Source organism: Actinobacillus genomosp. 2 (assembly GCF_029773605.1).
Classification (GTDB): Bacteria; Pseudomonadota; Gammaproteobacteria; order Enterobacterales; family Pasteurellaceae; genus Actinobacillus.
In genome coordinates, this window is record NZ_CP103807.1 from 709,474 (window position 1) to 726,777 (window position 17,304).

The 17,304-nt window shown below is 40.6% G+C and carries 17 protein-coding genes; 9 read left to right on the top strand and 8 right to left on the bottom strand.

Going from position 1 to position 17,304, the window contains the following annotated elements:
- Positions 1 to 122 precede the first annotated feature (122 nt).
- Positions 123 to 1,208, bottom strand: coding sequence for an extracellular solute-binding protein (locus NYR60_RS03505; protein ID WP_279467763.1), 1,086 nt, complete (start codon positions 1,206 to 1,208; stop codon positions 123 to 125).
- A 238-nt stretch (positions 1,209 to 1,446) separates the two neighbouring features.
- Between NYR60_RS03505 and grpE the strand changes: the two genes are divergently transcribed.
- The 4 genes from grpE to NYR60_RS03525 all read left to right on the top strand — a co-directional run bounded on the left by grpE (position 1,447) and on the right by NYR60_RS03525 (position 7,236).
- Positions 1,447 to 2,052 (top strand): nucleotide exchange factor GrpE, encoded by a 606-nt coding sequence (gene grpE, locus NYR60_RS03510; protein ID WP_279467764.1) that lies wholly within the window; start codon positions 1,447 to 1,449, stop codon positions 2,050 to 2,052.
- A gap of 70 nt (positions 2,053 to 2,122) precedes the next feature.
- Positions 2,123 to 2,575: a DUF441 domain-containing protein gene (locus NYR60_RS03515; protein WP_279437549.1), complete on the top strand. Its 453-nt coding sequence runs from the start codon at positions 2,123 to 2,125 to the stop codon at positions 2,573 to 2,575.
- A 169-nt stretch (positions 2,576 to 2,744) separates the two neighbouring features.
- Entirely contained in the window at positions 2,745 to 6,644 is a 3,900-nt protein-coding gene (hrpA, locus tag NYR60_RS03520; RefSeq protein ID WP_279467765.1) for an ATP-dependent RNA helicase HrpA, read from the top strand.
- Between the two features lie 193 nt (positions 6,645 to 6,837).
- The gene (locus NYR60_RS03525; RefSeq protein WP_279467766.1) at positions 6,838 to 7,236 is read left to right on the top strand and encodes a (R)-mandelonitrile lyase; all 399 of its coding nucleotides are present in this window, start codon (positions 6,838 to 6,840) and stop codon (positions 7,234 to 7,236) included.
- 186 nt (positions 7,237 to 7,422) lie between these two features.
- Here the strand turns inward: NYR60_RS03525 and ung are convergent, their stop codons facing one another.
- A complete protein-coding gene (ung, locus tag NYR60_RS03530) occupies positions 7,423 to 8,094 on the bottom strand; it encodes a uracil-DNA glycosylase (protein ID WP_279467767.1) in 672 nt (223 codons plus the stop codon).
- Between the two features lie 206 nt (positions 8,095 to 8,300).
- On the opposite strand from ung, the gene grcA reads away from it, so the two are divergent.
- Positions 8,301 to 8,687 (top strand): autonomous glycyl radical cofactor GrcA, encoded by a 387-nt coding sequence (gene grcA, locus NYR60_RS03535; RefSeq protein WP_279467768.1) that lies wholly within the window; start codon positions 8,301 to 8,303, stop codon positions 8,685 to 8,687.
- Positions 8,688 to 8,909: 222 nt separating this feature from the next.
- On the top strand, positions 8,910 to 9,365 hold the full coding sequence (locus NYR60_RS03540; RefSeq protein ID WP_279467769.1) for a LexA family protein: 456 nt from the start codon (positions 8,910 to 8,912) through the stop codon (positions 9,363 to 9,365).
- 52 nt (positions 9,366 to 9,417) lie between these two features.
- Here the strand turns inward: NYR60_RS03540 and NYR60_RS03545 are convergent, their stop codons facing one another.
- Both NYR60_RS03545 and nfo read right to left on the bottom strand, forming a co-directional pair.
- On the bottom strand, positions 9,418 to 10,014 hold the full coding sequence (locus tag NYR60_RS03545) for an NlpC/P60 family protein (RefSeq protein ID WP_279467770.1): 597 nt from the start codon (positions 10,012 to 10,014) through the stop codon (positions 9,418 to 9,420).
- Between the two features lie 120 nt (positions 10,015 to 10,134).
- Positions 10,135 to 10,977 (bottom strand): deoxyribonuclease IV, encoded by an 843-nt coding sequence (nfo, locus tag NYR60_RS03550; protein ID WP_279467771.1) that lies wholly within the window; start codon positions 10,975 to 10,977, stop codon positions 10,135 to 10,137.
- Between the two features lie 57 nt (positions 10,978 to 11,034).
- Here nfo and NYR60_RS03555 point away from each other — a divergent pair, with 57 nt between their 5' ends.
- Positions 11,035 to 11,604 (top strand): TorD/DmsD family molecular chaperone, encoded by a 570-nt coding sequence (locus NYR60_RS03555; protein WP_279467772.1) that lies wholly within the window; start codon positions 11,035 to 11,037, stop codon positions 11,602 to 11,604.
- A 74-nt stretch (positions 11,605 to 11,678) separates the two neighbouring features.
- The gene (locus NYR60_RS03560) at positions 11,679 to 12,065 is read left to right on the top strand and encodes a hypothetical protein (protein ID WP_278225489.1); all 387 of its coding nucleotides are present in this window, start codon (positions 11,679 to 11,681) and stop codon (positions 12,063 to 12,065) included.
- A gap of 47 nt (positions 12,066 to 12,112) precedes the next feature.
- Here the strand turns inward: NYR60_RS03560 and NYR60_RS03565 are convergent, their stop codons facing one another.
- The 4 genes from NYR60_RS03565 to NYR60_RS03580 all read right to left on the bottom strand — a co-directional run bounded on the left by NYR60_RS03565 (position 12,113) and on the right by NYR60_RS03580 (position 15,392).
- Positions 12,113 to 13,309 carry a Bcr/CflA family multidrug efflux MFS transporter gene (locus NYR60_RS03565; protein WP_279467773.1) on the bottom strand — a complete coding sequence of 399 codons (1,197 nt, stop codon included), beginning with the start codon at positions 13,307 to 13,309 and terminating at the stop codon, positions 12,113 to 12,115.
- Entirely contained in the window at positions 13,309 to 14,001 is a 693-nt protein-coding gene (gene rsuA / locus NYR60_RS03570; protein ID WP_279467774.1) for a 16S rRNA pseudouridine(516) synthase RsuA, read from the bottom strand. Before rsuA ends, NYR60_RS03565 begins: the two co-directional genes overlap by 1 nt.
- A gap of 123 nt (positions 14,002 to 14,124) precedes the next feature.
- Entirely contained in the window at positions 14,125 to 15,102 is a 978-nt protein-coding gene (gene menC / locus NYR60_RS03575) for an o-succinylbenzoate synthase (protein WP_279467775.1), read from the bottom strand.
- Positions 15,103 to 15,119: 17 nt separating this feature from the next.
- Positions 15,120 to 15,392, bottom strand: coding sequence for a GNAT family N-acetyltransferase (locus NYR60_RS03580; RefSeq protein WP_279467776.1), 273 nt, complete (start codon positions 15,390 to 15,392; stop codon positions 15,120 to 15,122).
- A 176-nt stretch (positions 15,393 to 15,568) separates the two neighbouring features.
- On the opposite strand from NYR60_RS03580, the gene purH reads away from it, so the two are divergent.
- Positions 15,569 to 17,158, top strand: a complete 1,590-nt coding sequence (purH, locus tag NYR60_RS03585; protein WP_279467777.1) for a bifunctional phosphoribosylaminoimidazolecarboxamide formyltransferase/IMP cyclohydrolase — start codon at positions 15,569 to 15,571, stop codon at positions 17,156 to 17,158.
- Positions 17,159 to 17,304: the final 146 nt, after the last annotated feature.

Here is a 17,304-nt window from a genome sequence, read left to right on the forward strand (position 1 = left end):
AGGTTATTATACGGCAACAAGCGGTCGTTTTTCGCAAAAATTTTGTAAAATACGACCGCTTGTAACAACGAAAAAGCCCTCGAAAATCGCTTCTCGAGGGCCTTATCTATTCAGCTAACGAATTATTTCGCTGCTTTTAACTCTTGGTAATATTTTTCGTAAAGTTCGATTGCATCACCTACATCGTCTTGCCATTGTGCCGCTTTTAACACTTCAGCTGTCGGATAGATTGCCGGATCTTCGGTAATCTCTTTTGGTAATGTTTTTAACGCTTCTACGTTTGAAGTCGGATAACCGATTTCTAAGGTTAATTTTTCAGCAACCGGTGCGCTTAATAAGTAGTTGATTAACTTATGTGCATTTTCTTTGTTTTTCGCATTCGCCGGAATGGCTAACGTATCAACCCAAAGCACAGGACCTTCTTTCGGGAACACCATATTTACCGGTGCTTGTTCTTTTTTCGCAATACGTACAGAACCGTTCCATAATTGGCCTACAGATACTTCACCTGCGATAAATGAGTTCGCCGGGTTATCAGATGTGAAAGAAAGTACGTTTGGACGTAATTTTTTCAATTCTTCGTAAGCCGCTTTAATCTCTTCCGGATTAGTTGTGTTAGGGTTTTTACCTAATTTTAATAACGCAATATTAAATACTTCACGTGCATCATCTAATAATTGCACTTTATTGGCAAACTCAGGTTTCCATAAGTCGCCCCAAGATGTGAACGCATCGCCTTTATAGTCATTTGAGTTAAATGCGATACCCGGTGCACCTAATAATTGCGGTAAAGAGTATTTGTTACCTTGGTCATAAGGCTTGTTTAACCAATCTTGGTTTAACTCTTTGATTACAGGAAGTTTTGCGTGATCTAATTCCGCTAACATACCTTCTTTCGCCATTTTTGACACGAAGTAGTTAGAAGGTGCGATAACATCGTAACCGCCGTCTTTACCTTGTAATTTTAATTTCGCATACATAGTTTCGTTAGATTCAAGGCTTGAAACCTCTACTTTGATACCAGTTTGCTTTGTAAATTCATCTAACAAGCCTTCAGGCACATATTCAGTCCAAGTATAAAGGTGAACTGTTCCTGCTGCCGCCGGTTGAGCCGTTGCTGCTTCCGCTGCTTTTGGCTTTTCTTCATTACACGCTGTTAATGCAACTGTTGCTAAACCTGCTGCAAATAAACCCGCTAATTTTTTCATTTAAGTTTTCTCCGTTAAAGAAAAGATGAGTAAAAATATAGCCTTGCCTAAGGGCTTAAAAGACGAGGGCGATTTTAAGCCACCCCCTAGATTTTGCAAGGATTTTCTTTAATAAAAAGCCTATTTCTTCGATTATTTTTCAATAATTTCTCAGCATTGTACTTTTAGGCTTGAAATCAGTAAATTTGTCGCTATATTAATGCTGTTTTTTCATTATTTGAAACGAAGAGGATTTAAAATGACAACTCAAAACGAAAATGCACAAGCCAAAACCGAAGAAGTAGACACTGCAATCGACACACAAGAAGTACAATTAGAACAAAATGTTGAAGACACACAAGAGCTTCCAGTTGAAGCGGAATTAGCAGCGGCTTATGCACGTATTAATGAGTTAGAAACTTATATTGCAGAAGCGGACAACCGTGAAAAAGATATTCAATTACGTGCACAAGCGGAAATCCAAAATATCCGCCGCCGTGCCGAACAAGATGTGGAAAAAGCACATAAATTCGCACTCGAAAAATTCTCAAAAGAATTGTTAACCGTAGTAGATAACCTTGAACGAGGTTTAAATGCACTTGATACAGCCGTTACTGATGAAAAAACACAAGCATTGGTTGACGGCGTGGAAATGACCCATAAAGAATTTATCTCGACGCTAGCTAAATTCGGTGTGGAAGCGGTTGGTATTGTCGGTGAAGTCTTCAATCCGGAACTTCACCAAGCAATTTCAATGCAACCGGCGGAAGGTATCGAAGCAAATCATATCAGCGTGGTTTTACAAAAAGGTTATACCCTACAAGGCCGTGTACTTCGCCCGGCGATGGTAATGGTTGCTGGTTAATTCCTAAAATAACCGCTTGTTATGCTTTGGCGAACAAGCGGTTAAATTTTTCTGACTTTTGGCAAATGTTATGTCCCTACAATTCAACCCTATCTCACTTTTCCTTGTCGCACTGATTTTTCTTGGTGTAGTCGGAAACAACAATTCAATTACCATTGCTGCGGCAGTGCTATTACTGGTGCAACAAACTTTCCTCAGTAAATATCTGCCCTTTTTAGATAAGCACGGTTTAAGCATCGGGATTATCATTCTGACTATCGGCGTATTAAGCCCGATTGTTTCCGGCAAAATTGCCCTCCCCTCCTTCTCTGAATTTTTAAATTGGAAGATGTTGCTTGCCGTAGTTGCAGGAATTGCGGTAGCTTGGTTAGGCGGCAGAGGGGTAAGTTTAATGGGCGGTCAGCCGCTGTTAGTCACTGGATTACTCGTCGGTACGATTATCGGCGTGGCATTACTTGGCGGCGTGCCGGTTGGCCCGTTAATTGCTGCAGGCATTCTTTCGCTATTAATCGGTAAAGGCTAATTGGTAAAATTTATGCAAAATTAGACCGCTTGTTCCCCCTCACCTATTAAGTGAGTCCTGCAAGCGGTTTCTTCTACCTACTGTTTCCCCTCAATTTAGGCTATAATTTTCCTCAAAATCTCGCATAATGCCGAATATCGTTAAGGCAATACATAGTTAAGACAAGACAATGAAACCTTCACAAAAAAATTTCAAAAATAGACCGCTTGATGAGAACCAAAAAGCATTAATCGCAAATTTAAAAGAACTCACCAATACTGATTATCGCCGTTTACGTTCTCGTATTCACGGCATTTCTGCCATCAAAAAACAAGAAGCCAAAAACAATGTGATTGCGGAAATTGAACGTGAAATTCTCTCGGCACAAGCTGCTTTCCAAGCCAGAAAAGCACAACATTCTAGCCTTGAAATCACTTATCCCGATTTACCGGTTTCCGCTCGCCGTGAAGAAATCTTAAAACTAATTGCGGAAAATCAGGTGGTGGTGATTGCAGGTGAAACCGGTTCGGGTAAAACCACTCAGTTACCGAAAATGTGCTTGGAACTCGGGCGTGGCGTAAAAGGCTTGATTGGACATACTCAACCCCGCCGTTTAGCCGCTCGTTCGGTGGCAAACCGTATTGCCGAAGAATTAAAAAGCGAAATGGGGGAAACTATCGGTTATAAAGTGCGTTTTAATGATCAAGTGGACGAAAATACCCTTGTGAAATTGATGACGGACGGTATTTTGCTTGCCGAAATCCAAAACGACCGCTATCTCAATCAATACGATACGTTAATTATTGACGAAGCGCACGAACGCTCGCTCAATAACGATTTTATTCTTGGCTATCTAAAACAAATTCTGCATAAACGCCCGGATCTGAAAGTGATCATTACCTCGGCGACCATTGATGTCGAGCGTTTTTCTCGCCATTTCACCAATGCACCGATTATTGAGATTTCCGGACGAACCTTCCCGGTGGAAGTACGTTATCGCCCAATTGTGGAAGAAGATGATCAAGACCAATTACAGGGGATTCTCAATGCTGTTGATGAACTTCAAGCGGAAGGTCGTGGCGATATTTTGATTTTTATGAGCGGTGAACGTGAAATTCGTGATACTGCCGAAGCGTTACAAAAACAAGAGCTAAGATTTACTGAAATTCTACCGCTTTACGCTCGCCTTTCGGCTGCCGAACAGCAACGCATTTTCCAGCCCAGCGGTCTAAATCGTGTGATTTTAGCCACCAACGTAGCGGAAACTTCACTTACCATTCCGAATATCAAATATGTGATTGATACCGGTACGGCACGTATTTCTCGCTATAGTTACCGCACTAAAGTACAACGTTTACCGATTGAGCCGATTTCTCAAGCCTCTGCCAACCAGCGGAAAGGCCGTTGTGGACGAACCAGCGAAGGGATTTGTATCCGCCTCTATTCAGAGGAGGATTTTAACGCACGTCCGGCATTTACCGATCCGGAAATTCTGCGTACTAATCTCGCTTCGGTTATTTTACAAATGACTTCGCTTGGCTTATCGGATATTGAAGCGTTCCCATTTGTCGATCGCCCGGATACCAGACAGGTACAGGACGGTATACGTTTGCTAGAAGAATTAGGTGCGATTAATGGCAATAAATTAACACCAATCGGTCGTCAACTTGCCCAACTCCCCATCGATCCTCGCTTAGGTCGTATGGTCATTGCCGCAGCACAAAACGGTGCGTTACACGAAATGATGATGATTGTTTCCGCACTTTCGATTCAAGATCCGCGTGAACGTCCGCAAGAACGCCAACAAGCGGCAGATGAAAAACATCGCCGTTTTGCCGATAAAGATTCCGATTTCTTGGCGTTTGTGAATTTGTGGCATTACATTCAAACCCAGCAAAAAGAGCTAACTAAAAACCAGTTCCGTAAGCAATGTCAGAAAGATTTTCTCAACTATTTGCGTGTGCGTGAATGGCAGGATATTTATCATCAGCTGCGTCTTTCTGTACGAGAAATGGGCTTGCCGATTAATAGCGAAGATGCAAATTATCAACAAATTCACACCGCTTTACTGACCGGTTTGCTATCGCATATCGGGATGAAAGACAGCGAAAAAATGCACTATCTTGGGGCGAGAAATGCGCATTTTTATGTGTTCCCAACTTCGGTGCTTTTCAAAAAGCAACCGAAGTGGCTTGTAGCATCCGAATTGGTGGAAACTACCAAATTGTGGGCAAGAACCGTGGCAAAAATCGAACCGGAATGGATTGAGCCACTCGCCGGACATTTAATAAAACGTAGTTACAGCGAACCACATTGGTCGAAATCCAAAGGCGCTGTGATGGCGTATGAAAAAGTCTCGCTCTACGGTATTCCGGTGGTAGCGAATCGCCTTGTCAATTACGGTTCAATTGATCCGACTGTCAGCCGTGAAATCTTTATTCGCGCGGCAATGGTTGAGGGTGATTGGCACAATAATTACAAATTTTTCAAAGAAAATAACCGCTTGATCAAAGAAGTGGAAGACCTCGAACACAAATCTCGCCGCCGAGATATTTTAGTGGACGAACAAACCCTATTCGACTTCTACGATCAACGTATCGGTACGGAAGTAGTTTCCAGCCGCCACTTTGATACGTGGTGGAAAAAAGCGAGTCAGAAAGATCCTGAATTGCTCAACTTTGAAAAATCATTCTTAATGAATGAAAACGCCAATACGGTCAGCGATTTGGATTTCCCGAATTTCTGGTATCAAGGTCAGCTTAAACTAAAATTGAGTTACCAATTTGAAATCGGTCAAGATCACGATGGTGTCACCGTGCATATTCCATTGCCGTTGCTCAACCAAGTAGAGCCGGAAGGCTTCGATTGGCAAATTCCAGGGCTTCGCCATGAGCTAGTGGTGGCGTTAATTAAATCATTACCGAAAGCGACTCGCCGTAATTTTGTACCGGCACCGAACTATGCAGATGCGTTTTTAGGCAGAGCCGAGCCGTATCAAAAACCATTACTTGAAAGTCTGGCTTACGAGCTTCGCCGTATGACTGGGGTAACGATTGATCCGGCACTGTGGGATCTGTCGCAACTTGCTCCACATTTGCGTATGACCTTCCGTGTAGTGGATGAAAAAGGCAAAACATTACAAGAAAGCGAAAACTTAGACGAACTAAAATTCACGCTAAAAGATCAGGTGCAAGAAAGCCTGTCAACCATTGCCGATGACGGTATTGAGCAAAGTGGTGTACATTTATGGAGTTTTGCTAACTTACCGCAATTCTACGAGCAGAAAAAAGCTAATTTCAGCGTAAAAGCCTACCCGGCGATTGTTGATGAACAAACTGCCGTAGGCGTAAAATTATTTGAAACCGAATTTGAGCAAACTCGTGCAATGCGAGCCGGTTTACGCCGTTTGCTATTGCTCAACGTGCCTTCGCCAATCAAATACTTACACGAAAAATTGCCGAACAAGGCAAAACTTGGGCTTTATTTTGCCCCATTCGGTAAAGTATTGGAATTGATCGATGACTGTATCGCTTGTGCCGTAGATAAACTGGTAGATGAATTTGGTGGTTTTGTTTGGAGCGAAGAAAAATTCAATGAATTACACGAATTTGTGCGAGGTAACTTAAACGGCACCACCGCAGAAATTGCATTACAAGTGGAGAAAATCCTCACACTTGCCTTTGAACTCAACAAGCGAATGAAAGGCAAAATGGACTTTACAATGGCGTTTGCCCTGTCGGATATTAAAGCACAATTAAGCGGTTTGGTTTATCCGGATTTTGTGACCAAAACCGGCTATCAACGCCTTGCCGATTTACACCGTTATTTAACCGCTATCGACAAGCGATTGGATAAACTCGGCACGGATACCAACACCGACCGAGCGAAGATGTTACGAGTGGAACAGGTAGAAAATGCTTATAAGCAATTACTCACCAAACTCCCGAAATCCAAAGCAATCCCTGACGAAGTGCTAGAAATTCGTTATATGATTGAGGAATTACGTGTCAGCCTATTCGCCCAACAACTCGGCACTAAATACCCGATTTCGGATAAACGTATTTTGAATGCGATTGGAGAGATAAAATAGTGTGTAGAGGGTGGCTAGTTCTACCAACCTCCCCCTCTCCCTGATTTTTCTTCTACACGAAGAAAAATCTTTCCCTCTCCCGCAAAGGGCGAGGGTAACAAGCAGTGAAATTTGCAAGGTGTTTTATAAATTCAACCGCTTATGACTTATTAAAACTATATAACAATGATAAATCCACACAGGAGATTACTCTATGCAAACACTTTTCCCGAAAGGCGAACCTCGTTCCCCTGAATTTTTTACCGGCAGCACCTTTTTAACCGAGGTATTGGATGCGGATCACAATAATGAATTTTCTATCGGTAGCGTAACCTTTGAAAAAGGGGCAAGAACCAATTGGCATACGCACCCAAAAGGGCAAGTATTGATTGTAACGAGTGGTAAAGGCTGGTATCAAGAACGAGGAAAACCGGCACAAGCGATTCAAACCGGGGATGTGATTAATATCCCTGAGAATATTGAACATTGGCACGGTGCAAGTGCCGACAATGATTTAGTGCATTTAGCTATCACAAATTATAAAGACGGTAAAAAAGTCACTTGGCTATCGCCAGTCACCGACGAAGAATACGTACAAGTGCATTCGGCTTGATAAGCCCTTTTTCGTTTTAATGTCATACGAGCCGTATGGCGTTAATTAATCCCAGCCACACTGTGGCTCTATAGCCCTAACAGGGCTATTAATCAGCCTTGCACGGCTCGTACAAGGTTGAATATGACTCTGTATAACTACTATATAATTACAAAAAAATCCACAAATTTAACCGCTTGTGATTTGTTATACATCCATTGGTAATTGCCAGTCAATTTCTTGAAGGCCTTTCTCTCTTAAGTAAGCATTTGCTTTGGAGAAATGGTGGCAGCCTAAAAATCCTCGATGTGCGGATAACGGTGACGGATGCGGTGCGGTCAGTACGCAATGGCGAGAGCGGTCAATAAACTGCCCTTTTTTCTGCGCATGGCTGCCCCACAATAAAAAGACTAAATTTTCACGGTGTTGGTTAAGTTGAGCAATCACTTTATCAGTAAAAATTTCCCAACCGAAATTGGCGTGTGAATGTGCTTGTCCTTGGCGTACTGTGAGTACAGTATTCAGCAAGAGAACGCCCTGTTTTGCCCAATCAACCAAATATCCGTGATTTGGAATTTGAAATCCTTCAATATCCTGCACTAGTTCTTTATACATATTAACTAAAGATGGTGGCGGTGCGACCGGTGGTTTTACCGAAAATGCTAAGCCGTGTGCTTGATTTGGACCATGATAAGGATCTTGCCCCAAGATCACCACTTTCACATCTTTAAATTCGGTTAAAGCAAAAGCACTAAATACTTCTTTTTGCGGTGGGAAAACCGTTACACCATTCATTCTTTCTTGATGTACCTGTTGTAAAATTTGCTGAAAATAAGGCTGTTGTTTTTCTTCACCCAAGGCTTCTGTCCAGTTATCCATAGTCTATCCTGTTAAAAATTGTTAAGAAACTTTTACTATTTATTTATATCTTAGGTTATTTTTTATTCAATTAATGATATTTCAATTACATTTATTCAACTTTTAGTAGAAATTTTAAAAAAAAGTGATAAAATCCAACACATCAACAAAATTTGAATTTATCAAAAAATTTTATAAATATCTAGCCAATACTTAGGAGTATCAAAATGATCAAAGGCGTACAAATTACAGAATCTTCAAACAGCAACTTAGTAAACTCTTTCTGGTTATTAGATGAAGAGAAAAACGAAGCTCGTTGTATCGCAGCTAAAGGCGATGCTTACAAAGAAGACCAAGTTGTTGCAATCAGTGAATTAGGTCAAATCGCATACCGTGAAGTACCGGTAAACGTAGCACCAACAATCAAAGTTGAAGGTGGTCAACACTTAAACGTTAATGTTTTACGCCGTGAAACATTAGAAGATGCGGTTAAAAACCCAGAAAAATATCCACAATTAACTATCCGTGTTTCTGGTTATGCTGTTCGTTTCAACTCATTAACACCAGAACAACAACGTGATGTAATCACTCGTACTTTCACAGAAAGCTTATAATAACAGCTTTATTGTCGATTTTCTTAGAAAAGCACCTTCGGGTGCTTTTTTCTTGTTCTGTATTTACAAATAATCCCTAAAATTCCATCGCCTAATCCTTTTCATCGCATAATAAAAACACTGTATATTTTTACAAAAAAAATACTAATATAAGATTAACACTGTTTTTTTAATCAGTAAAATAACCTGTATAAACACACAGTTTAGATAGAGGATATTAAAATGGCTTCAATTCGACCGCTTACCCGAGAATTATCATATCAACCACTACCAATGTATCGCGATATGAATAGCGAGCGTTCAATCAAATTAGATCTTAATTCACTTTGTATTAAACGCCCAACTGAAACTTTTTTTATACAGGTAAAAAATCCAAATTTAATTGCTTGGGGAATCGAACTGGATGATTTACTCATTGTTGAACAATCGGAGCAATATTTAGTCAATGATATGCTGGTCATCGAAAAAAATGGTGAATATAAGTTTTATCAGTTCTTTAAAGAAATTGAGAATAGTGAAGGGACAAACGAAATTATTCTGTTTTCATTAGATGTGAGTGAACCGAACCTACGTATTAAAAACTGGCAAGATGTTATCATTGCCGGTGTCATTACGAATGTCGTTCATCAAATGCGTCATCGATTCACATCCGTGAGTGAGAAAAAATATGCCGCATAGCAAAAAGTCGTCAAATATAAAATTATTTGACGACTTTCCACATAAAACTTAATTATAAAACTCGGCGAGATTGCGTATAGTTTCTAGCCCAATAACTTTCAGATAATGAACTGGTTGTTACACCTTGGCTTGAACTCGCATGCACAAACTTGCCACCACCGATATAAACACCTACATGATTATTACGGCGGAAGAAAACTAAATCCCCCGGACGTAGTTCCGATTTTGAAATAGAACGTCCTGAATGTCGCTGCCCTGCTGTTGAACGAGGTAAATCAATATTGAAAGCACCGCTCATTGTTTTCTGTACAAATGCAGAGCAGTCAATACCACCACGCCCTTCACCACCTAAACGATAACGAGTTCCAGCCCATTTACGATAAATACGATTTACTTTTTGGGTAGCATTTCCACCCTCGGTAGAAAGCTCTTCTCGATGAGAAACTCGGGCTTTAATCCCTTGTTTATAAGAAATTTGAGCTTCGATTTGCTCTACTGTTGCTGCTTTTGCGACAATCCTAATTTGATTAGGTGTGGCGGGACTACTACTTAAACTGGCGGAAGCTATTTGAGAATAACTACCGAACATTGCAAATAAAGATGTAATAAATAATGGCTTTAGCCTTGTAAAAGTAGAATTTTTTTTCATAATAATTTGTCTCGCCAGAACAACTACAGCGGTTGATTCCTATTTAGTATAATTAGGGTTAATCTATATGACCTACCACATCGATAGGTCAAGATAATGAAGTCTAGGCAGTATAGCCGATTATTTTTCCAATGTCCGCAAAAATTTTATCTCATCTGCCCAAATTTCAGGCTGAATTGTTTCTAAAATAAGCGGAATATCATCAAAGCGGTCATCTTGCATAAGAAATTTGCAAAAATCTGTTCCGATTGTCCCCTCTCTTAAGGTGTGATGACGGTCTACTCGACTACCTAATGGCGTTTTTGAGCCATTTAAGTGCATACCACGTAAGTATTGAAAGCCGACTGTCTGTTCGAACTCGAAAAATGTTTGATCACAGCCCTGTAATGAGCTGATGTCGTAACCGGCTGAAAACAGATGGCAAGTATCTAAACAAACACCTACTCGGCTTTTGTCCTCCACTTGGTCAATAATTTCAGCCAAATGTTCAAAACGATAACCAAGATTAGATCCCTGCCCTGCTGTATTTTCAATTACTGCCACCACATTCGGTACTTTTTCCACCGCGATATTAATCGACTCAGCAATACGTGCTAAACATTCACTTTCCGAAATTTTATTTAAATGTGCACCCGGGTGGAAATTGAGTAACTTCAGTCCTAACTGATTTGCTCGTTCCATTTCATCAATAAACGCTTCTCGTGATTTTGCTAAATTTTCCACCTCAGGATTACCTAAATTAATTAAGTAACTATCATGCGGTAAAATATGATCTGGCGAAATTTGGTGTACTTTACAAAAACGTTTAAATTTCTCAATGCTATCTGCTTTTAATGCCGGCGCTTTCCATTGGCGTTGATTTTTAGTGAATAAAGCAAAAGCATTTGCACCGATTTCAACCGCTCTTAATACGGCATTTTCAACACCACCCGAAGCACTCACGTGTGCACCAATATATTTCATCTTCTTATCCTATTCGTGTAAAATGGCTAACTTCTTAACCTTTATAGATCATTACTTATGAGCGAAACAACCATTAACGATTTTTCACTTCTCTGTCGTTTATTCGGCAATTTATTCTACCGTTCTCCAACCGATCCGATTCTCAGCAACACTTTTGCTTGGCTTGCACAAGGCGGTTTACGTCAACAATGGGCTTTATCGACCGATGCTCAAAGTGAATTAGCTTTAACGGTGTTAGAAAAAAATGCTAACCCTACGCAATTACAAGCAAGCTATCAAGCACTTTTTGGTGAGGCTGGAGCTATTGCTACAACAATTTCCGCCTATAAGATCTCGCTTGAGGACTTTATCAACTTCCGTCAAATACATGCAATGCCAGCGTTAGAAAACCCCGATCATGTTGCACTTTTATTACTTACCGCTTCTTGGATTGAAGATAATTTAGATTCAGATGCAGCACAACAAGCCTTTTTTGAGCAATTCTTATTGCCGTGTGCGGCTAAATTCTTAGGACAAATTGAAGCGCACGATAGCGGTTTCTATAAAGCGCTTGCTCAACTTTGCCGTGATGCACTCAGTGCAATGGCTGACGAATTAGAAGAATTATCCGAACAAGACAGCGAATAATTTGTGTGAATAAAAGCTCTTTGAGTGATAAACTCGAAGAGCTTAATTTTTAGCGTAATCATTTGGAGGCTAATATGAAAAAATGTATTCGAATAACGCCTGTCTTGTTCTCATTATTGCTTTCTGCTTGTGCTTTAACGCCACAGCAACAAGCTGCCAGACAGGCGCAACAACTCAAGGCACATCAAGCCTTATCGGTAGCATTAGCTAAACAGTGTGATGTAGAAACTGCCGAATTAATGGCTCAGTTATATGATCCGCCGGTGGCTCAAACCGAAAAAGAAAAAGCCGCCTTTACCAAGCGCTACCAGAAAAAAGCCAATGATCCACTGTTCCAATCTTGCTATAAACTCGCGTGGGATAACTATAAACACCAAGCGGAATTAGAGGAAATGCAACGTTACTATGATTTTGAGCGTACTCGTTTCCGCCCTTGGCATTATTGTTATGCTTGTTGGTAAAAAAACGGACACTATAAAGTGTCCGTTCTCGTAAAATTTAAGCCAAATTAGCCCGCTTGTTCACTACTGTTACGACATAGCAAATAATAAATCGCAGAAGCCGCCAAGGTACAGATAGCCATTGCATATAACATCGGGCGCTCACTCGTCACCGCAATATGCGATAACATTGCGCCAACCACAGAAGCGATACCAAAACGTGCGGTTCCGGCCAAACCGTTTGCCGTTCCTGCCATTTGCGGATAACGATCTAAAATCGCCGCTGTTGCATTACTACCAATGGTTGAGAGCATTCCTACATAAAACGGAATACCTAATGCCATCGCCCAAAAACCTAATTGGAAGACAGCGACACACGCAAGCCAAATACCGGCTAATAATTGAACGAGCAAGCCGATTTTCAACATTTTTTCTGAGCCAACTTTTACCACAATACGTCCATTTAGTGCGGTCATTCCCACCATCACAATCATATTTAGCCCGAAGAAATAACCGAAATATTCCTGTGATACGCCGTGAATACCAATATAAACTAACGAACCTGAGGTTAAAAAGCAGAATAAACCGGCAAAAGTTAAGCCCCCGACTAAAACATAGCCTAATACGCTTTTGTCCGATAGCAATTTCCAGAAGTTTTTAAACACAATACCGAATTGTAACGGTTGACGTTTCTCCACCACTAATGTTTCGGGGATTTTCCAGCTGATCAAGAACACACAACTGACGCCCATAAATACTAAAGTGTAAAAAATCGAATGCCAGTGAAAATATTTTGCAATATAGCCACCTAAGATCGGTGCTAATAATGGGGCGAGCATTGAGATAATCATAATAATCGACATCATTTGGGCAAAACGATTTCGATCAAACAAATCTCGAACTAAAGCCCCTAGTACCACAGCTGGCGCAGCGGCACAAAGCCCCTGTATTAATCGTAGCAAATAGAAATTTTCAATGGTCATTACTGCGGTAAGGAAATAGGCTGCAACCGCTGAACCGGCAAGCCCGAATAAAATAATCGGCTTACGTCCGAAACTATCAGCTATCGGTCCCCAAAATAGCTGACCAACTGCAAAACCAAAGGTAAATACCGCTAATGTCGTTTGTACTTTTTCCTGAGAAACTTGTAAATCACGTGCAATATCAAGGAATGAAGGCAGATACATATCAATCGCCAGTGGTGGTAGCATTGCCATCATTCCTAAAATAATAAAAAAGCACGGATGCGGTCTTTGGCTTGCCATTAAAAACTCCCTATTTCTTGTTCAGTCAACGGACGATATTCTCCCTCTTCAAGACTTTCATCTAATACCACATCACCAATACGCCAGCGATGTAACGCTTCTACTTTGTTACCTAAAGCGGCAAACATACGTTTTACTTGATGATAACGCCCCTCACTAATGGTTAAATTCACATTGTAATCGTCAATAATTTCCATTTGTGCCGGTAAACAAGGCTCACGTTCTCCACGTAATAAAATCCCTTCCGCTAGTTTTTCCGCATAAAAATCTTCTACTGGATCGGCAAGCGTTACTAAATAGGTCTTTTCACAATGATGCTTCGGCGAAGTAATACGGTGTGACCATTTACCATCATCCGTTAATAAAACCAAACCGGTTGTATCCACATCTAAACGTCCTGCGGTATGCAATTTAGTCATCAGCGGATAATCAAAAAATTGAAAGACTGTCGGATATTCTCCGTCATCATTTGAACAGATATAACCTTGGGGCTTATACAACATAAAATATTGCCCTTCATCGACCCATTCTAAACGTTCGCCCTCATAACAAATTTCATCGGTTTTATTGATTTGTGCCGAACCGCTTTTTACTGTTTTTCCGTTAACTGTCACTAAACCGCTTTTTAATGCTTTTCCTGCTTGGGAACGAGTTAAGCCCGTATTTTCGGCAATAAATTTATCTAAACGCATAATTTTCTCTTGAATATAAAGGAGAGATTCAATTTTTTATTCAAATTGAATTAATGGAAGCGGTCAAAAATGCTTAATTCTTTGCAAATTTTTCTCTGATTTTAACCGCTTATAGACTAGAAATTATAGCATAATTTCTTGCACAAACGGGCTATCTAAATTAACGATTGGCAAGTTTGAATTATTCCATACTCGTAACAATTGATGTTGCATCAGATCTAATGTATCTAAACCGGGTGTCGTTTGAGGCGTATATTGTTGTGCAAAGCGAGCCAGTTGAGTTAAAGCTAAACTGGATTCAATACTGGAACTGATAACAGCGATAAGTCCTTGTTGATGAGCCTGTTCAATTAAACAAATACACTTTTGCAACGAACCGACTAAGGTCGGTTTAATCACAATAGCGGTCACATTCGGTTCATTTTTTACCACAAAATCCGCTTCTCGCACGCTTTCGTCCCAAGCGATCGCAATACCGGATTCTTGAGCAAATTGGCGAGAAAGTTCCGGCGTTTTGCACGGCTCTTCAATAAACTGGATACGACTTTTATGTTCACTTGCAATTTTTTCGGAAAATTTAACCGCTTTCTCAAGCGTCCAGCCTCGATTAGCATCGAGGCGTAACTGCAAATCAGGTAAGGCGTCCAACAACATATTGGCAATTAAGCCGTCACGATTAGCCTCATACAGACCGACTTTCATTTTCCCGACTTTCTCACCTTCAATCGCATTCAATTCCGTATATAACTCATCAGGATCACCATAACAAAGTACCGCTGCACGGTAATTCCCTTGCTCGCCAAGCTCTCCGTTTAATTCCGCTAAGGCACAACTTAATCCGAATGCAACAGAAGGAGAATAATTATCTAAGTAATCCGCTTGCTCTTTTGACCATTTATCGATCCAAATTTTAGCTTGTTTCTCCGCCTCATCTAACGTTTCAATACTAAATTCCGGAAGCGGTGCAATTTCACCCAACCCCATTTTATCCTCAACCTGTAATACGACAATCAATCCTTCTCTTTGCTTCAAGCGTCGATTACGTAGGATCACACCAGTTTCGACCGGTAATTGATAGCGATAGAGTTTCGCTTGTTTCATCACAATTTTCCTTTTATTTACGCAATGAGATCTTTATGTGTTCTTTGCATTTTAACGTCAATATAGCTACAACTCGGCTTAATTTTTAAATGATTCTGTTCTGCGAAGGCAATTACCGCTTTATATAATTCACCGGCAATCCCTTTGCCTTGAAATTCAGGATCAACTTTTGTCGTAAATACATCAATCACGGAATCAGAAAGATAACGATAGCGTAATCGCCCCATTTTTTGATGATTCTGATCTATATAAGCGATTTCAAAATTCTCTTTATCGTGAATAATTTGCATAGTATTTTCCTCTCATCTTTATATCATGGCATTCCTATGACGATTTTTGCTTATTTGCCTACTTTTTGCAAATTTAAACAACGACCAAACAAAACTTTTGGAATAAAGCAATCGTTTGCGTTATAATTCAAGCCGATTTTTTATGTTTACCTCATCTTTTATACAAAGGAAAAATAATGGCTATTCAACAAGCATTACTCAGTGTGTCTGACAAAAAAGGGATCGTAGAATTTGCACAAGGGCTTGTCGCTCGTGGCGTAAAATTACTCTCTACAGGCGGTACGGCAAAACTTTTAGCTGAAGCAGGTTTACCGGTCACAGAAGTATCCGATTATACCGGTTTCCCTGAAATGATGGATGGTCGTGTAAAAACCTTACATCCGAAAGTGCATGGCGGTATTCTTGGTCGTCGTGGTACAGATGATGAAGTGATGAACCAACACGGTATCGAACGTATCGATATGGTGGTAGTAAACTTATATCCGTTTGCGGCAACGGTTGCGAATCCAAACTGTACTTTAGCTGATGCGGTTGAAAATATTGATATCGGTGGTCCGACAATGGTCCGTTCTGCAGCGAAAAACCATAAAGATGTGGCGATCGTGGTCAATAATAATGATTTTGATGCCATTCTTGCCGAAATGGATCAAAACCAAAATGAATTAACCCTCGAAACACGTTTCAATCTCGCAATTAAAGCATTCGAGCATACTGCACAATATGATTCAATGATTGCGAACTACTTCGGTAAACTTGTTCCACCATATCAAGGTGCAGAGGAAGAAGATTTAACACAAGTCTGCGGTCAATTCCCTCGTACCTTAAACTTAAATTTTGTACGCAAACAAACCATGCGTTACGGTGAAAACTCACATCAAAATGCAGCGTTCTACGTTGAAAATGAAGTGAAAGAAGCTTCTGTTTCAACCGCCAAACAATTACAAGGTAAAGCACTTTCTTATAACAATATTGCGGATACTGATGCGGCACTTGAATGTGTAAAAGAATTTGCAGAGCCGGCTTGTGTGATTGTAAAACACGCCAACCCTTGCGGTGTGGCATTAGGTAAAGACATTTTAGAAGCATATAACCGTGCTTACCAAACTGACCCGACATCAGCATTCGGCGGTATTATTGCATTTAACCGTGAGTTAGACGGTGAAACGGCACAAACGATCGCAGAACGTCAATTTGTGGAAGTGATCATTGCTCCAACCGTTTCAGAAGCGGCAAAAGCAGCACTTGCGAAGAAGAAAAATGTGCGTGTCTTAGAATGTGGTGAATTTACTCAAGCACAAAAACGTTTAGATTTCAAACGTGTCAACGGCGGTTTACTAGTGCAAGATGCGGATCAAGGTTCGGTTTCAGTTGACGATTTACAAGTGGTATCTGAACGTAAACCAAGTAAAGCAGAGCTTGAAGACTTATTATTCTGCTGGAAAGTCGCAAAATATGTGAAATCAAATGCGATTGTCTATGCGAAAAACGGTCAAACTATCGGTATCGGTGCAGGACAAATGAGCCGAGTCTATTCAGCAAAAATTGCAGGTATTAAAGCGGAAGACGAAGGCTTGCAAGTTGCAGGCTGTGTAATGGCTTCAGATGCGTTCTTCCCATTCCGTGACGGTATTGATGCAGCGGCTAAAGTCGGTATCACTTGCATCATCCACCCGGGCGGTTCAATGCGAGATCAAGAAGTGATTGATGCGGCTAACGAACACGGTATGGCAATGGTATTAACCGGTATGCGTCATTTCCGCCACTAATTCTGTTTGAACACGCGGTCTATTTTTCTAATATCTTTGCAAATTCTTCTCCTCCGTTCTAATTGAATTGCAAAACATAAAGAGAAATAGACCGCATGCTTTAAGTCACATCCATAAAAAAAGCGAGATTTCTCTCGCTTTTTTAG

What these genes read in the sequence shown, in the direction of transcription:
- NYR60_RS03505 (WP_279467763.1), bottom strand. Translation starts at nt 1,208, where the DNA reads ATGAAAAAATTAGCGGGTTTATTTGCAGCAGGTTTAGCAACAGTTGCA.
- grpE (WP_279467764.1), top strand. Translation starts at nt 1,447, where the DNA reads ATGACAACTCAAAACGAAAATGCACAAGCCAAAACCGAAGAAGTAGAC.
- NYR60_RS03515 (WP_279437549.1), top strand. Translation starts at nt 2,123, where the DNA reads ATGTCCCTACAATTCAACCCTATCTCACTTTTCCTTGTCGCACTGATT.
- hrpA (WP_279467765.1), top strand. Translation starts at nt 2,745, where the DNA reads ATGAAACCTTCACAAAAAAATTTCAAAAATAGACCGCTTGATGAGAAC.
- NYR60_RS03525 (WP_279467766.1), top strand. Translation starts at nt 6,838, where the DNA reads ATGCAAACACTTTTCCCGAAAGGCGAACCTCGTTCCCCTGAATTTTTT.
- ung (WP_279467767.1), bottom strand. Translation starts at nt 8,094, where the DNA reads ATGGATAACTGGACAGAAGCCTTGGGTGAAGAAAAACAACAGCCTTAT.
- grcA (WP_279467768.1), top strand. Translation starts at nt 8,301, where the DNA reads ATGATCAAAGGCGTACAAATTACAGAATCTTCAAACAGCAACTTAGTA.
- NYR60_RS03540 (WP_279467769.1), top strand. Translation starts at nt 8,910, where the DNA reads ATGGCTTCAATTCGACCGCTTACCCGAGAATTATCATATCAACCACTA.
- NYR60_RS03545 (WP_279467770.1), bottom strand. Translation starts at nt 10,014, where the DNA reads ATGAAAAAAAATTCTACTTTTACAAGGCTAAAGCCATTATTTATTACA.
- nfo (WP_279467771.1), bottom strand. Translation starts at nt 10,977, where the DNA reads ATGAAATATATTGGTGCACACGTGAGTGCTTCGGGTGGTGTTGAAAAT.
- NYR60_RS03555 (WP_279467772.1), top strand. Translation starts at nt 11,035, where the DNA reads ATGAGCGAAACAACCATTAACGATTTTTCACTTCTCTGTCGTTTATTC.
- NYR60_RS03560 (WP_278225489.1), top strand. Translation starts at nt 11,679, where the DNA reads ATGAAAAAATGTATTCGAATAACGCCTGTCTTGTTCTCATTATTGCTT.
- NYR60_RS03565 (WP_279467773.1), bottom strand. Translation starts at nt 13,309, where the DNA reads ATGGCAAGCCAAAGACCGCATCCGTGCTTTTTTATTATTTTAGGAATG.
- rsuA (WP_279467774.1), bottom strand. Translation starts at nt 14,001, where the DNA reads ATGCGTTTAGATAAATTTATTGCCGAAAATACGGGCTTAACTCGTTCC.
- menC (WP_279467775.1), bottom strand. Translation starts at nt 15,102, where the DNA reads ATGAAACAAGCGAAACTCTATCGCTATCAATTACCGGTCGAAACTGGT.
- NYR60_RS03580 (WP_279467776.1), bottom strand. Translation starts at nt 15,392, where the DNA reads ATGCAAATTATTCACGATAAAGAGAATTTTGAAATCGCTTATATAGAT.
- purH (WP_279467777.1), top strand. Translation starts at nt 15,569, where the DNA reads ATGGCTATTCAACAAGCATTACTCAGTGTGTCTGACAAAAAAGGGATC.